General features: G+C 54.8%; 10 protein-coding genes. 3 read left to right on the forward strand and 7 right to left on the reverse strand.

The window, feature by feature from the left end:
- Window positions 1-194: hypothetical protein (locus tag EHS19_RS11090; RefSeq protein ID WP_206666352.1), on the forward strand; the 194-nt coding region annotated here is incomplete at its 5' end.
- A gap of 181 nt (window positions 195-375) precedes the next feature.
- Here EHS19_RS11090 and EHS19_RS09425 read toward each other — a convergent pair.
- The 6 genes from EHS19_RS09425 to EHS19_RS09450 all read right to left on the reverse strand — a co-directional run bounded on the left by EHS19_RS09425 (window position 376) and on the right by EHS19_RS09450 (window position 10,793).
- On the reverse strand, window positions 376-1,788 hold the full coding sequence (locus tag EHS19_RS09425; protein ID WP_151917504.1) for a TRAFAC clade GTPase domain-containing protein: 1,413 nt from the start codon (window positions 1,786-1,788) through the stop codon (window positions 376-378).
- Window positions 1,789-1,851: 63 nt separating this feature from the next.
- Window positions 1,852-2,076 carry a hypothetical protein gene (locus tag EHS19_RS09430; RefSeq protein WP_151917505.1) on the reverse strand — a complete coding sequence of 75 codons (225 nt, stop codon included), beginning with the start codon at window positions 2,074-2,076 and terminating at the stop codon, window positions 1,852-1,854.
- A gap of 56 nt (window positions 2,077-2,132) precedes the next feature.
- On the reverse strand, window positions 2,133-4,763 hold the full coding sequence (locus EHS19_RS09435; RefSeq protein ID WP_151917506.1) for a GAP1-N2 domain-containing protein: 2,631 nt from the start codon (window positions 4,761-4,763) through the stop codon (window positions 2,133-2,135).
- A 46-nt stretch (window positions 4,764-4,809) separates the two neighbouring features.
- Window positions 4,810-5,925, reverse strand: coding sequence for a TRAFAC clade GTPase domain-containing protein (locus EHS19_RS09440; RefSeq protein WP_151917507.1), 1,116 nt, complete (start codon window positions 5,923-5,925; stop codon window positions 4,810-4,812).
- Between the two features lie 65 nt (window positions 5,926-5,990).
- The gene (locus EHS19_RS09445; protein ID WP_151917508.1) at window positions 5,991-8,990 is read right to left on the reverse strand and encodes a zinc ribbon domain-containing protein; all 3,000 of its coding nucleotides are present in this window, start codon (window positions 8,988-8,990) and stop codon (window positions 5,991-5,993) included.
- Between the two features lie 114 nt (window positions 8,991-9,104).
- A complete protein-coding gene (locus tag EHS19_RS09450; RefSeq protein WP_151917509.1) occupies window positions 9,105-10,793 on the reverse strand; it encodes an Hsp70 family protein in 1,689 nt (562 codons plus the stop codon).
- A 647-nt stretch (window positions 10,794-11,440) separates the two neighbouring features.
- Here EHS19_RS09450 and EHS19_RS09455 point away from each other — a divergent pair.
- Window positions 11,441-12,589: an ADP-ribosylglycohydrolase family protein gene (locus tag EHS19_RS09455; protein ID WP_241677191.1), complete on the forward strand. Its 1,149-nt coding sequence runs from the start codon at window positions 11,441-11,443 to the stop codon at window positions 12,587-12,589.
- 162 nt (window positions 12,590-12,751) lie between these two features.
- Here EHS19_RS09455 and EHS19_RS09460 read toward each other — a convergent pair whose 3' ends face one another.
- Window positions 12,752-13,393, reverse strand: coding sequence for an SDR family oxidoreductase (locus EHS19_RS09460; RefSeq protein WP_151917510.1), 642 nt, complete (start codon window positions 13,391-13,393; stop codon window positions 12,752-12,754).
- Window positions 13,394-13,617: 224 nt separating this feature from the next.
- On the opposite strand from EHS19_RS09460, the gene EHS19_RS09465 reads away from it, so the two are divergent.
- The gene (locus EHS19_RS09465; RefSeq protein WP_175578408.1) at window positions 13,618-13,947 is read left to right on the forward strand and encodes a winged helix-turn-helix transcriptional regulator; all 330 of its coding nucleotides are present in this window, start codon (window positions 13,618-13,620) and stop codon (window positions 13,945-13,947) included.
- Window positions 13,948-14,258: the final 311 nt, after the last annotated feature.

A 14,258-nucleotide genomic window follows, 5' to 3' on the forward strand; every position in this document is an offset into this window, starting at 1 on the left:
CATCGTCACAGAGCCGGGCGAAGACCAAAGTGCGCAAGAATCCGGGCACTACCACGCCGCATGATACAATCACACCATTCCAAGACCGCCATCAAGAGCGGCAAAACACACAGGTGTTGCAACCACCACTAAAATCCGCCGGGACGGGTTCCGCGTCGAACACGTCGATCACGCTGCGCTTCGACATGCCATAGCCCATGACTATCGCGTTGTGCGACGGCCCCTGACCGCGAAGCCCGGGCACGAGCTTCGCCTTGATCCTTCGTACCATCGTCGGCACTCCTTTCACCCATGCGCCCATCGCATGGTGGAAGGAGCCTAACCCAACCAGTGCCGAACCGCAATAACCAACGTGCTCAGCAAATCAAACAATCATCAGGCTGCGATTCCCTTGATCTTAAGCTTCGGATCCTCCTGACTGAGCACCCACAGCAGTGGTTCGATCACATGCTCACCCTGATAGGGTACACCCTCCTGATTATGCCCCAAAGCGCTGCAAGTGAAATACCTGACCTTCTTGAACTTGGATTCCGCCATACGGGTAAAGCTACCGCCTCCGTACTGGTCGATGAACCGGCGACAAACAGCGTCGCGGGCATCAGCGAAAGTCTTTACCTCAGGATGTGCGGCCTTATACGTCTGTACCGCGGAATCCCCGATCTTCTCACCCAAGCCAGGGATATCGACCTTGTTGATAACCACTGCCATATTTCGCTTGAGCATGTCCTTCTCCTTAAGGCCGAACAACTTACCCAAGCTAATGATCAATGTATTGAGAATATCTTCGAAATCGTTTGGACTAGCACCGTACTGGTCGATTTTTATGCGATTGGCTTCCTCCATCGCGTAGCCAGTCAGAGAAAGCGGATCGATCATGAAGATCAGACCGGTGGCATATTTGAATGCTTCGTTCTCGATGATATCGGAACTCTGCTCGAACATCTCGCCCGCGATGTCATAGACATACAGACGACGACTGATCTTATCTCCGGGAACATTGAGCTCCATCTGGTATGCGGTAAGCGCCTGAAGATCGGTCTTAGGGAGCCGATGACCGCTGGAAAGAATCTTCATCGCATCGCCGTGCTCGTTGCGCTCCTTGTCGTCAATGAAGCGCATCTCCCAATTCCGAGTCGGGGCGACGCTGTAGAGCAACTGCTCGACGGCCATATTGATGTAGCAGGTCTTGCCTACTGAAATGCCGCCGATGATTGGCACGGCCAACTGTCGACTTGCCGTATCACCAGACAGGGAACTGTCACAGACCGGGCAGTATGCCTGCAGTTTACCTCGACCGTTAAGGAACGTTGTGGACAGCTTCGCACCGCACTGACATGTACGCTTCAAAATACCGTACTTACTGGGGACCAGCCTCGTGTGTTTGACATGACAGTTCGGACATTCGTAGACCGGAATCAGGAAGTTCGCTTGGCAATTCGGATTGGGGCATGCGGTATTGATCTTGTTGAAGAAGATGTAAACACGATCCACCAGCCACAGCAGAGCAAATCCGATATACACCAGGCAGAAGCACACTACCAGTACGCCAATGTGGATCACACTGGTGACGGCGGTGATGACAGTGCCGAAGACCACGATGCAGATCAATGCCACAAGATGTAGCAACCCCTGGGGAGAGGACAAGCCGTATTGAGTAATATACGCACTCTGCATCCTCACGGAATTCATGTTCTCCGCCCAAGCACCCTTAATGGTGTTCCACAGGTCGGCGTATCCCTTACCGAAAAAATAGCTCAATCTCGCGGGCTGTTCCTGCTCACCTGCCATACTCTCGCTCTCTTCTCCCTTTTCGCAAATTTCTCTCTCCTATATGCTCATTTCCGAAAAGGACTAGGCGTAGGCCACTGTACTGTTGCTATCAATCACATTGACCTTGAACGACCGCAAATAGTTGCGAATGGAGTACCACGCGCCGACCGCAGCACCAGCGTAGAGAATAGCCATAGCCACGATAATGACAATCGCAACGATAATCGCAACGACAAAAACGCCAACCAACAGAGCTCCCACGCCCTCGCTGTCATTCGCACCCTTGTACGCTAGCTTGTTCATCATGACTCCTTCTGTCTGTTTTCCCACTACCATTATGCTCCCATGGTCGTACGATCCCGTCATACCGGGAATTTGCGGAACAATCCTCTGATGTCTCCGAGTTTATCCTTGATGCTTTCCTTCTCATCGACCTGATTGAAGAATGCATCAACCTGATCGGGGATCATCTGCTCCAGTAACTTCTCCAGGTTTTCGTACTCGGAATCGTCCAGTTTACGTACATATCTCAATAACGGTACCCGCAACGCCTCCGTGTCCCCTTTGGATAGCCCAGTAACGTAGTACACGCATATGTCCGCCAACAGTCGGACTCCCCCGGTTTCGGATCGTTTGGATAGTTTTCTGACCGCGGGAATCAACTCACCGACAAAGATCTGAAATCGTACACCACCACCGAAAATCCGGGCAAGCGCAGAAAAACGAATACTGTCCGGAACCAGTGCGACCAACACCGGAGCATATTCCTTGACATAGGTCTTGTAGTCGTTTTCATTGAAATCACGCAAGCACAATTCGCCCACGTGATCCGCAATACGCTGTGGAACCGGAGACCCCGCGCGTTTCCGGCTCCGACCAGAGAGCCAAACATCCACGAATCCCCTGATGCTTTCACCCAGTCCCACGGCCCACAAACGCGGTACGAGATCACCTGAGCCTCCCGCGGATGCATAGCGGTCCAATACCCGATACAGCATACCCGGATCCGCTTTGACCAGCGTTTTCACATCACAAGAATCAGCTGCAAGCGCCATTGCCGACGCCAGCTCAGGGTGGGTCAGCAGTGCCGGGGCAATCGTCGAATCAACATTCGTCAATAGCTTCACGATACCGTCATCGTCAAGACCGTCGATACATTCCTTGAACAATGGTGCTATGGACACCTGTTCGACTCCGGAGCGATGCTGGATGGACGTGACAAAATCCCAAAACACGGTCTTGGGATCCCTCATCGAATGCATTCGCGCCGCGCATAGCTGCACTGCGAACATCATGCCGACGGGACCGGCCATCAACTCGTTCTCGACCCATGCCGCGTCCTGTTGCGATGTCCTGCCGGCCCATCGCGCGTATGCAGTGCAGAAACCATCGCATATCGAAGGGTTGCGCAGCAACGAGCGAAGCAACGAGAACAATGTTGCGAACAACGATTCGTTGCCGATTGTCCGTGTCATCGCCGAGACGATGATCTCACTTGGATCAGGTTCGGAACCGAGATTATCCACCACCAGTTGCAGCATGGCACCACGAGTTGTCCGCAGATCGCAGGATTCGTCATGTTCGTAGGACGACAGCACGAGTTGCAGGTAAAAACTGTTGACCCAAGGATCCGTATTGCCACGCAGATAGACGTCCACATCATCACCTGCCTCGGGAGAATCCATATAAACGGAGAACCCACGGTATAGATCGGGATGATTATGCTTCATCCCATCAATCATGGAAAGCAAATCATCACAAGCTTCACCGTTTTCACTGATGATCTGGTAGATAGAGCCAAACACCAGTCGATACAGGATATCGGACATGAACCTTGCATGCGATGCAATGAAGTCGATAATCGACGAAAGCTCATTGACGTCAAGATCCCATACATTCTTGTCGGCGACATCCAATAATTCACGTGCGAAGTCCCCGCAACGGGACTCATCCAGATATCTGTCCGCAAATGTGATGGCATGGGACAAATCATCTGGAGTTCTTCGATCCAACTCATGCTCGTTGAGTAGCCGGTACACGGCGTATGCAGACATCAAATCATTGTCGATGCCACGATATGATGTGCTTTCCAGAAACACGCCAAACCTGTCAATCAGCGGAGCGTCGATGGACAACGCATCAGCCATCGCCTTGGCAAAGCCGCTAATCGGCATATCCGAGTATGTGCCGGAGACGACATCAAACACCAGACGACGTCCTCCTCCCCGCTCCACCGCATAGTTGAAATTGGAGGAATCCGGCCATGCGCCGGTCAGAGCAAAGTCGATGCCCTCCTTCAGATACTTGTCCTGACGCAAGTGAAGCGGATCCGCGACATAAGTGCTGAATGTAATGTAGCAGGAGAACGATTCCGGCAGCATATACTGCAATGCGGAGACCCAAAGCACCAAGTTCTCTCTGGTGTCATTGATGTAGAGCGTATCTCCGTTGGTGCGTGCTTCCAGTATCAGGGTAATCAATCGGGCGAGATTATCCTCATTCCCAGGCAAAAACTCCTCCAAGGTTTCCGAATTCACATACTCCGAGACCTCATCATCGGCGATTTCCAACAAGGGAAGCGGAGGCACCGGCGAAGAAGCGTTCAATTCCTCTTGTGTCATGGCAGTCTTCATGAATGGCTCGCCGAACAAGTCGACAGGACGACATTCCAATCCATCTTTCTCGAACACGAGAGCGTAGATGATGTAGTTACCGAAGCGGCCGGAATAATCCTTACCCAGATACGTGGTCAACGCCACGCAACGGCGTCCCCCAGGCAAGTTAAACGAGGCGAAACCATAGGGGAAGTCCTCGGTAATCTGTTCATTAGTCGGGGCAAACGGCAGATCACGAGGTGGACTATAACGCATTGCGTTCCTGATGGCTTCACATTCTGCTTCCGTGATGCCCTCGGATTTGGAATAGATCATGTATCCCTTGTTGGTCGATTCACCGTTTTTCCACGACGTATAGATGTACTGTAACGCTTTCACGATTCCACTTCCTTATCTTCCCTTTTTCCCGTCAGCATGGACGCAATTAAGCAGCTGGGATGACTTTCTTCTCCGCCAGCAGCCACAGGAACGGATCGGCGACCCTGAATGGGCGGAATCGTGGAATCCGCATATTGGTGTCCGGATTGCTGCCCAAAGCACTTAGTCCGAAGAACCCGTAATGTGCGAAATTCTGCGTCACTAGGTTGGTCAGCTCCATGCCAGCCCAATTATCCACCAGCGACTGCATCTCATCGCTGGTATCTCTGAAGTCCTGCTCGTCGAATTGGCCTTTTTGGATATGAGTGGAATTGTTCTGCAGGCAACTTGAGGGGTCAATCAAATACTTCACCGCATCGATCTTGGTAAACGCGACGGCGATAGGGATGTCGATCGGTCTGTCTCCTCCGCTATGTCCCATGCCGGAACGGACGACCTCGATGGTTCTGGTCAGCAGCTCACTGGCATCCGCGTTCTCCTCCGGCAGCTCCATGCGCTTTTCGAGTTGAGCGCGAACCACGGGCAACTGCAACGGATCCACCAACAGGATGATGCCGTCGGAATGGCGTAGATAACTGTTGTACGTGCTCATCGTAGACAGATCATTCAGGTTCTCGCCCGCGGTGTCGAAGAACGTCAGAGCGACCGCATCATTCACGGCCTTTCTAAACAGACCTCCCCTGCGCTTGAAGATTAACGAATACATCAACGGTTCTACCTCGCCGGCGTCGGTGCCCCTGACGACAGTACGCTGCCGATACAGCGGATTATAAAACTCGTCACGATATCGTTGGATGGTACGATCTCCACGTGCCATCAGCGCACAATCGAAGGAGCGACCGATCTCGTTACGCAACTGATTGATCAGCACCGCGATGTAGTTGCTTTTGCCCGAGAATTTGGCTCCCAACATGGCAATCGAGTAGTTCTTAGTCTCACCGATATCCATCGGCAATTCCATACGGCATTCCGGGCATACCTTGATAATCAATGGCCGCCCGCATTCAGCGCATTTGGGCTTCCTGGGATTGGCCGGCGTTTGCGGTTCGCCGCTCGCCGCCAACGGGCACGGAGACGGCGGACGATTGTTGTTGCAGACATAGGCGACATCGTTGGTCGTCATCTCCTTGAAGCACTTGGGACATAGAAACGTGCTCGCCATGATCGAATCTCCTTTACGTGTTGCTTTGTTCCGTCTCCGGCATCAACATAGCCGAAGTATCCCCATCAGATCGAACCACCACCGGTGCAGACCAGTTTGAACTCCCGGTAGTGTCTGTCATTTACGAAAAACATTTTCAGCCTCATTCCGGCTGGCAGCGGTGGCACATCGAATTCAAAAGACCGTCCTCCCCGCTCAAGCTCGACCGACCCCGGGACGGAGCACAACATCTCGCCGTCGCCACGCTTCAACGGCAAACTGCGGCTCTTTCCTACGATCACGAACGCCGGTAGCACGCACGACATCTCCGGATTCAGACTGACGGTCAGTACGCTTTTTCGGCTGAATAGACCCGGCCTCTTATATTTGAGCGAATATCTGATGGTACGTTGCGGCTCGTTGCTCAGTACCGTCTTAACGCCGGACGAGTAGATGCGACGGTTCGCCTTGTCGACGTAGGTGTATATCACGGCATGATAAGTCCCTTCTGGAGGATCCGTGATCACTATGCCCGCGTTATTATCATACTGGCGACGATTACTTTCGACATGTCTCGCCAGTGGATCATCGGGACCCTGCGGGTATTCCCCGTCGAGCCGATAGACCAGCAGCGAATTGGACACACCTCCACGAGGCCAATCGAAATTGACATACATCTCCGTGGCACCGGAGTTCAGATCGCTGCTGATCCGTGAGGCGTCCGGGACCGATGACAGGTAGACAGCATCGTTAAAAATGACATTCGAAGCGTTGACAACGCCGGGGATGATGTAGCAATCGCCCACAAAATTCAATGTGAACTCGGCCGTAATCCGGCTGGTCAACGTCATATCAATCTTTGGGAAGCGCGACAATACATCACCCATGTCATAGATGACACCGGAAGCATACTCCGGCTTCTCCTCGCTGGCGAACAATACAACATCCCACGACGACTGCGTCCACGATGCGCAAAAAACGCCATCCTCATACTGCACCGTGAAGTCTTGCAAAGGCTCGGCGGGTTTCTGAGGAATGGTTGAAATATAGACCGGGTCTGACTGGCGTATAGTCCCATCCAGCACCATCACCGTGCGTACGCTAAACCAATATCCGTCGCCGTTTGACAGCCCTTGGATGGTATCCCCATCCAGACGGCCCGATGGTATCGGAGAATAAGCACCATCTGTAGTCGGTTGAGTATCGGATTGGCACATGCCGACACGCACCTCGGTAACACCCGCCGGCGCCTTCCAAGATAGTGTGACACTACCGTCACCACCGATGCACTTCAGTCCAGCCACACCAGCCACGAAACTCACCATGCTTGCCGCTCGAGAGGCAACAGATACGACACCCAGTCGACGAGCAAACACCGCGTAACCGTAAGAGTGACCGTGACTCAAGCCGCTATCCGTGAACATTGTCTCTCTGCCGGAATATATCGGGGAACCATCATCCAAGGAATTCGGGAATGCGCCCTCGCTGCGCACCACCACATAATCGACATCCCCCGTCGAGGGACTCTTCGCCCATCGCAAAGCCACCCGGTCGCCGTGCTGTTCCAAGGAGGGAATGCCTGCCGGTTTTGGCGGAAAACGTTTGATCGCTTCGTTGAGTTCCGGCGCATCCGCAATGATCTTCGACGCGGCCAAGGCTTTCATAAACGCCTGATCACCGGATTCGACACGCATGTCGGAAATCAGGGACTGCGCCTTGGCCAAAGATTGTGACACCTGATCAACAACCCCTTGATCGAGCGTGACACCCGCAGCAATGGCTTGATCAATCTTGGTCTTGGCCTCATATAATCGCTTACAGCGAATCGCCTCCATAATTTCGCCGATTACCGCGGACGCCCGCTCCTTAACATCCTTGAGCTGCTGATCCAAAGCGGCAATGTCGGGATGTCCCGGCCAATATGCCTTGGCCTCGCCAAGCAGACGTTGCATGCCTGCAAAATCCTTGGCCGCGAATGCCGTTTTGGCCCCACGAATCAACTCAATAGCCTTATCCATATGGGACAGGTCGAATCCGCACTTGGCGCAGATCTTAGCAGAATTGGTGTTCTCCGACTGGCATGATGGACAGACAATCTTCAAAGGTCTACCGCACTTCAGACAGTTAGTAGCACCGCTAGGATTCTCCGTCTGGCATAGACCACAGATGATCTTGTTATCCGGTAGCGTATACCCCATATACTCGCAATAGTTGGTGATGTACACCGAGGCATCAGAGACCTTCAGACCATCACTCTGGTAAGCCTCCAACGCGATATTAAGGATACGGTCCTTCTGCTCCGGAGTGATCTGCCGTTTGTTGATAGTTGCAGCCTCATCCACAGCGTCGTTAATTCTGGTGTACCGGGTAATGTTGATGAAGTTGTCATACTGCTGACGAATTTCCGGCTTCTTAGGATTAAAGATGTCCTTCGCAAGATTGTACAAACGTTTCTTGGGCTCGACATCGGGAGACGTTTGATCTCCTCGCATCATCTGCTGCTTATACCCTTCATCGGCCTTGGCGTACAGGTCTTGGTCCGACGATCTGGCACTCAGTCCAAGCAATGTATACAACGTCTGTCCCGGCTGCCCTAAATCCTTGAACGCCTTGGAAATCAGCTTCGCCTTGGTCGAATCGAGAATCTGGGATCGATCGATCTTTTCCTTCTTGCCGCTTTTTATAGTTTTGTACAAACGACGTATATCGTTCCCCGAAAAGCCGAAGTCACCGTAAACCTTATGCAGCTTCTCAACGGCTTTGTCATCCAGCTCATCGTACAGACCAAGCTTCTCCTGTAACTCTTTGGCCTTCTTCCGCTTGATCTCACGTGCCTGATCCGCTTGCATCCTTCGCTCTGCAGGGTCCATCATGACCACAGTAATCTGATCAAGCTGATCGAGATACTTGGCATATTTCTTGCCTATAATAGGTTGGGATGATTTTCTGGACCATTCCGCCTGCTTCGCATTGATAGCTTTGTGGATCTCAGATTCGTCCTCGACCGGAGGATCAAACGACAATCCCAATAGTATGTAATAGTTGGCGCTTTGACCGTTGGAACCGTTCCCGTCAAAATTTCCCATGATATCCAGATTCCATCCTCTCACTTCACGGTGTTGCCTTGTCTGAGTCCACGAATGATGGAAACGGCCGACGACGTCTCACATGTCGTCGGCCGTACATCCGGAACGTGTCGATCAGCTCACTGTCGTGTTACTGGCGCGACGAAGCGCCTCACTTTTCTCCTGGTCACTCATCGCATCCTTGGTCTGGAAATCGGCATCGATAATGCCACCTCCCAGACTTTCCTTGGCGTGAACATGCAACAGTCCTGAATCATCGAGGCGGAATGTGATCTCAATTGGAGTGCTTGAAGGAGTGTTCGCGGGCAGTTTCAGTTCAGCCTCGCCGACGTCCTGTCCCAAGGACACATCAACATTCTTATCGGAGGACAGGCACTCCTTGATCTGCAAACGCACGGATGTCTGGTTGTCATATTGCGGGTAAAACGTCTCCGTGGCTTCCGCGGGAAGCTCCTGATTGCGGAGAATGATGTTCTCCAGATACTCCTTTTCATTGGCATCCAGAGTGATCAGTCCAAATGAACGGCTGGAGACATTAATGATGCGGAGCTGACCGGAGACCGATCCACCAGGCAGACGACGACCGGCAACCGAGACGTTGGCTTGCTTGGCAGCTGCTTCGACGGTGGTCTCGCCACTATCAATCTGCTCCTTGACCTCCTCGGCGGTCTTGCCAGTCGCTTGAGCAATCTGATCTATAACAATGTGGTAATCGTTCATCTGGCCAGCGAAGATAGCAGCTCCCTTCGCGACGGCCTCATCGGGATCGAACATCTTGGTTTCGATGCCGAACTCGGCTTTGACCCTGTTGGCAACCTGCGGCATCTTCGAGGAACCCCCGACAAGCAGGATCTCGGAGACATCGGACTGGTGGATGCCTTTCTTCTCCGCTTCGGCGAAAATATCCTTGGTCATGTCGATGGTACGCGACAGCAGGTCATCAGTCAGCTCGTCAAACTTCTCACGAGTGAGCACCACACGTACACGTTCGCCGTTGTAGTTGACCGCTACCGGAGCTTTCTCCTTCGCCGTCAACAACTTCTTGACCTTCTCGGCACTCAGGCTGAGATCCTGCAGCGTCTCCGGATTCTCAAGGATTTCATCATCGGATCCCGACCGTTCTTTATACTGCTCAGCGAGATAGGCAACAACACGCTCATCCCAGTCTTTACCGCCCAAATCCTTGTCGCCACCAGTACAGACCACACGGATCTCACCCGGATCGATTTTAATCATCGTGATATCGAATGTGCCGCCACCGAGATCGTAGACCAACACGGTCTTGGACACCTTATCGTCAGTAACGCCATAGGTGATGGCAGCCGCGGTTGGTTCATTGATGATGGAGAGCACTTCCAAACCAGCAAGTTCGCCGGCCGCCTTGGTGGCCTCGCGCTCAGCAACGCCGAAGTATGCCGGGCATGTGATGACCGCCTTGGTGATATGCTCATCATCACCAAGCTTGTTCTCCATGCGTAGAGAATCCTCGGCATCGCCAACAACTTTCTTCAGAATGTATGCGGAGATTTCCTCAGGCTTCATGTCCTGCCCATTGATGGTCAGTTTGAATCCGGACTGGCCGATATGACGCTTGATCGAATCCACCACCTGATCCGGGTAAAGGTTCGCGACCTCCTTGGCGGCCGACCCCACCGTGATCTCTGTCGGACTTTCAAAATACACTACAGAAGGTGTAGTGAGATCACCCTCAGCGTTTTTCAGAACGACCGGCTTTTCTGAATCGTCGATATAGGCTATGCATGAATACGTTGTACCCAAATCAATGCCGACAACCGGTGCCATATAGACCCCTTCCTTTGCGCCCTCGCAAACAACCTTGCTATGGAAATCGATCGTTCGCGACAATCCTATCCTTCATGGTCCATGACCACCTAACTCATCATACTCCCTTTGAACGCATCGACTCCGTAAACACGTGCCCGGCAACACCGTTCTCAACACCGTTTCCAACGGACCAGAAAAGGCTACAGGCCATAAGAACGCCTGCCCCCACAAGCCCGGCAAGCTCCGCAAACACCACATGCCCACGGCCTGCAACGACCGCAACGACCGGAATGTGCGGAGCCCATGGGATGAACAGGCCGAACGGAACGACCGGGACCGCGCCGCTCATCCTGTCCACGCAGCCCGCCGTCGCTCAGTGCGGAACCGCGTTGCTCGCGGGCCACGGCGTCGAGACGTCGAGACGTCGCCCATCAGGTGCGAAGCGAATACCACAACGCGCCGAGCCAACGAATTGCCTGGTTTGAGACTACGAGAGGCGCTGCGAACTGCAGTCGCGCGGATAATAGAAACCACAAACGACTGCGCTGTGAGGGCACACTGCACAGCCGCGTCACGCGAATCACGCGGTTACGTACAAAGCGCGGCACGCGAATCACGCCAGCCGCAACGCCGGAACCGACACGAAAACAACGAAAGGAACCGCAATGACCGTCGAATTCAAAGACTATGAACAAGGACTCAACCCGTTCATCGTTCACTGTGCCTACGCGAACTGTGACATGACGGTGGACACCAGCGACTATGACAACGACCCGAGCGCAGCACAGGACATAGTCCTCGACGCTGGCTGGGTCGACATCGAAGGACGCGCGGCCTTCTTCTGCCCGAAGCATGCGGCGGTCGCGCAATTCCCCTGGAAGCTGATCCGCGAGGCCGGCCACTTCTCCATCGCCGACTTCGCACGTCTGCATGCCGCCGTCTACGGTCAAGCGGTCGGCGACGCCCTCGGCGTGCCCTACGAGTTCCAGCGCCGCGGCACCTTCGCATGCACCGGCATGGTCGGCCACGGCACGCACAACCAGCCGGCCGGCACATGGTCGGACGACACCGCGATGATGCTCGCCACACTGGATTCCCTCGCCGAAAACGGCGGACGCGTGAACACCGACGACATGCTCGCCAAATACCGCGCATGGGCCAAGTCCGGCGAATACACGCCGGACGGCACCGTATTCGACATCGGCAACACCACAAGTCACGCGCTCGCCACCGGCCGCGGCGGCACCGACGAGTACGACAACGGCAACGGCTCGCTGATGCGCATCCTCCCCTTGGCCTTCACCGATTGCTCCGATGACGACATCCGCCGCGTGAGCGCCATCACCCACGCCCACCGGATCAGCACCGATATATGCGTGCGATTCATCCGCATCGCCCGCATCCTGCTGCACGAGGGCACCGCCTACTCGCGTACGGAGGTGTGCAAGATCGCCAACATACCCGAGGATCTGCGGTTCTGTGAACGCCGCCAAATCCAATCCGGCGGATTCGTGCTGGACACGATGCTGTCTGCACTGTGGTGCCTGGTCAACACGGACAATTACCGGGATTGCGTATTGGAAGCGGTGAACCTCGGCGGCGACACCGATACAACCGCCGCGGTCGTCGGCGGATTGGCCGGCCTGCTGTACGGGGACGCGGGCAATCCGTGGGAAGAGGAGTTGCGCGGCACCGAGCTGCTGGAAACGCTGATCGCGAAGGCGGCGATCAATCTGCCGGGGCTGCATCCGCGCTCTTGGGAGGTCGAGACGTTACGAAAGGCCGGGAAGACGGCTCGCTATGCGATTATCTGAATGACGGATCAATCCCGTATCTCATGCAGCATCTGCAGGAATTGCAGTAACGCCCGGCGCCTCGCCGCCATCCATCGGCAGGCTGCGAGGTAGCCGCAGGTATCGTCGTCGCCCACGGTTCTTGGCCGATGAAAGAACCGAGGGCGACAGCCCGCCACCCCCCTACCAGCGCACGGAGACGCGCTCGCCGATGTGCTCATCGGCAGGCGCGGCGGACAGCTCGTCGACGATTGCGATCGCGTAATCGGCGTAGCTGATGGCGCTTTCGCCGGCCGCGTTCGTGGTGAACTCCTCGCCAGTCAGCACATATGAGCCCGTGCGCGGGCCGTCCGCCTGGAAGTCGGTGGCGGGCGAAACGTACGTCCACTTCACGTCGGAACGTTCGCGCAGTTCGGCGAGAGATTCGCCCATCGCGGTGGCCAGCGGCTTGAACGCCTCCGGGAATCCTTCGGACTGGCTCAGCTGCAGCGTGTGAGCGGCATCGAGGTACAGGCTGCCCGCACCGCCGACCACGATCAGGCGGGTATCGGTGCCGGAGAGGATGTCGGCCAAATGCTTGAGCGAGTCGGAATGCTGGTGCAGGGTTTCCGGCGCCCACGTACCAAACGCATCAACGACCGCGTCGAAACCAGCCAGATCGGCGGCGGTCAGGTCGAACAGGTCTTTGGACAGAACGTGCTGGGCGGCGGTTTTGTTCTCGCCGCGCACGATGGCGGTCACGCTGAGGCCGCGGTTGACGGCCTCCTGGACGATGGCGCTGCCGGACTTGCCGTTGGCGGCGATGACTGCGATGTTCTTGGTCATGGTGTACTCCTTACCGGTCGGCCGCCGTCAAGAACCAGCCGCCGACCACCTCATTTTTCCTGCGGTCGGGAGACCGGCGCAGCGCTGATTGCCGCAGCCGGCTCCCGCATCGACATGATTCACGATATTGAAGTACATCCCAAAAAGGAAGAAGGCACTCTAAAGTGCTATAGTTACCCAAAAGGAACTATTGGATGATTCCAACGCTTCAGGACGGTACAATTATGATCGACGTCAACACACTACCGGCGTGTCCCGTGGAGACGACACTCACGCTGATCTCCGATAAGTGGAAAATCCTTATCGTGCGCGATCTGCTGGACGGCACCAAACGTTTCAGTGAACTGCGCCGGTCAATTGGCAATATCTCGCAGAAAGTGCTCACTTCGAACCTGCGCCAGATGGAGGCTGACGGGCTTGTACACCGCGAAGTCTACGCGGAGGTACCGCCGCGCGTCGAATACTCGCTGACCGACACAGGCCGCAGTCTCAAAACCGTCATCGACGCCCTCTGGAACTGGGGCGAAGGCTACAAAGCCGGACTCATCGCCTAGTGCCCTGTCTCGCAAATGATCGAGGGGGCAGCTTTTCCCTCACCCCGGCAGCTTCGCCGACAGCCCGGCTGCAATCACGGACGTACTCCGCCACTCAGCCATTTGCGAGACGGACCATCAAGGACCTGCACGGAGTACAGGTGGCTTTCATGAGAAAACCTTGCGCTAGTAGAGTTGTTTGCGCAAGGATTTCTCGAGATTTACGTTGAATTCGTTGAGTTCGTGGAATCCTTGCGCTAAGAGACCCTCCAAGCCGTCGATCTTGCGGCGGAAGGAATCAAAATAGCGGTTCGCCAATCGTCGTATCGCCT

This window comes from Bifidobacterium jacchi (assembly GCF_009078285.1).
GTDB lineage: Bacteria > Actinomycetota > Actinomycetes > Actinomycetales > Bifidobacteriaceae > Bifidobacterium > Bifidobacterium jacchi.

What these genes read in the sequence shown, in the direction of transcription:
- EHS19_RS09450 (WP_151917509.1), bottom strand. Translation starts at nt 10,793, where the DNA reads ATGGCACCGGTTGTCGGCATTGATTTGGGTACAACGTATTCATGCATA.
- EHS19_RS09440 (WP_151917507.1), bottom strand. Translation starts at nt 5,925, where the DNA reads ATGGCGAGCACGTTTCTATGTCCCAAGTGCTTCAAGGAGATGACGACC.
- EHS19_RS09445 (WP_151917508.1), bottom strand. Translation starts at nt 8,990, where the DNA reads ATGGGAAATTTTGACGGGAACGGTTCCAACGGTCAAAGCGCCAACTAT.
- EHS19_RS09430 (WP_151917505.1), bottom strand. Translation starts at nt 2,076, where the DNA reads ATGATGAACAAGCTAGCGTACAAGGGTGCGAATGACAGCGAGGGCGTG.
- EHS19_RS09455 (WP_241677191.1), top strand. Translation starts at nt 11,441, where the DNA reads ATGACCGTCGAATTCAAAGACTATGAACAAGGACTCAACCCGTTCATC.
- EHS19_RS09465 (WP_175578408.1), top strand. Translation starts at nt 13,618, where the DNA reads ATGATCGACGTCAACACACTACCGGCGTGTCCCGTGGAGACGACACTC.
- EHS19_RS09460 (WP_151917510.1), bottom strand. Translation starts at nt 13,393, where the DNA reads ATGACCAAGAACATCGCAGTCATCGCCGCCAACGGCAAGTCCGGCAGC.
- EHS19_RS09425 (WP_151917504.1), bottom strand. Translation starts at nt 1,788, where the DNA reads ATGGCAGGTGAGCAGGAACAGCCCGCGAGATTGAGCTATTTTTTCGGT.